Consider the following 1,167-nt stretch of genomic DNA (forward strand, 5'->3'; position numbering starts at 1 on the left):
ACGTTGTCGGCAGCGGGCCAAAAAGGAATACGTCCATGCCCATCGAGGTGAAACCGGCTGTGAGCGCGGGTTCAAGCATATAGCCCGACAGGCGCGTATCCTTGCCGATCACGACACGATGGCGGTGGTCACCGCGACGAAAGACACGGCCAGCCGCCATGCCGACGCGCAAGGCGGTTTCCGCCGTCATCGCGCCTTCGTTGGCTTTGCCACGAATACCGTCTGTGCCGAAATATTTGCGCACCATAAGGTCGATTATCCTGTCGTCGGGTCGCCCTCAAAGGGGACATGCCTGCTGAACCGCGAATATAGAGAAATATCCCGAATGTGCAGTTAACGAATTCTTGCGGTTTCTTTCAGCGCCGCCAATACCGCCAGCCCGTCGCGCAAGGGGCGCGGCTCGTGTGTGCGGATGAAGTCAGCTCCACCTGCGGCGGCGGCAAGCTCTGCAGCGAGTGTCGCGGCCCCGACATCCCCCGGACCACGGCCTGTGAGCGCGCGCAGAAAGGATTTGCGCGAAACAGACAGAAGCACCGGCAAATCGAAGCGCAGCCGCAATTCATCGAACCGCGCCAGCACCGAGAGCGAGGTTTCGGGAGCAGCCCCCAGAAAAAACCCCATGCCGGGATCAAGGACAAGGCGGTTGCGTTTGATACCGGCACCCGTCAGCGCCGCGATGCGCGCGTCAAAGAACGCCGCAATGTGATCCATGATGTCGCCAGCGGGTGCCTCGCGCCGATCTGCCTGCCCGTCTTGCACCGAATGCATAACGACGAGTTTGGCAGATGATTTCGCCAATTGCGGATAGAACGCAGCGTCTGGAAAACCGCGAATATCATTGAGATAGGCCACACCACGCGACAAGGCATAGGCTTGCGTCGCGGGTTGATAACTGTCGAGCGAGACGGGAATGCCATCTGCCTTGAGCGCGTCCAGCACCGGCGCGATACGCGCGATTTCTGTGTCGGACGAAACAGGCGCGGCGTCGGGATTGCTGGATGCCGGACCGAGGTCGATCACATCTGCCCCCTCGGCCATCAGCTTACGCGCCTGCGCAATGGCTGCGTCTGGCGCCAGATACCGGCCTCCATCGGAGAAACTGTCCGAGGTTATGTTGACGATGCCGAAAATGATGAGCGATTTATTCATGGGGGCTTCTATAATAAT

General features: G+C 59.8%; 1 protein-coding gene and 1 pseudogene. Both read right to left on the reverse strand.

Annotated features, from left to right (window positions below):
* A pseudogene (gene glmM, locus FTU50_RS15270) lies at positions 1-247 on the reverse strand (phosphoglucosamine mutase); the annotation flags it as partial.
* A gap of 86 nt (positions 248-333) precedes the next feature.
* Positions 334-1,149: a sulfonamide-resistant dihydropteroate synthase Sul2 gene (gene sul2, locus FTU50_RS15275; RefSeq protein WP_001043260.1), complete on the reverse strand. Its 816-nt coding sequence runs from the start codon at positions 1,147-1,149 to the stop codon at positions 334-336.
* Between the last annotated feature and the right edge of the window lie 18 nt (positions 1,150-1,167).

Source organism: Acinetobacter sp. YH12112 (genome assembly GCF_013418945.1).
GTDB lineage: Bacteria > Pseudomonadota > Gammaproteobacteria > Pseudomonadales > Moraxellaceae > Acinetobacter > Acinetobacter indicus.

Bases quoted from the DNA above. Each gene is read 5' to 3' on its own strand.
- sul2 (WP_001043260.1), bottom strand. From the start codon at position 1,149: ATGAATAAATCGCTCATCATTTTCGGCATCGTCAACATAACCTCGGAC.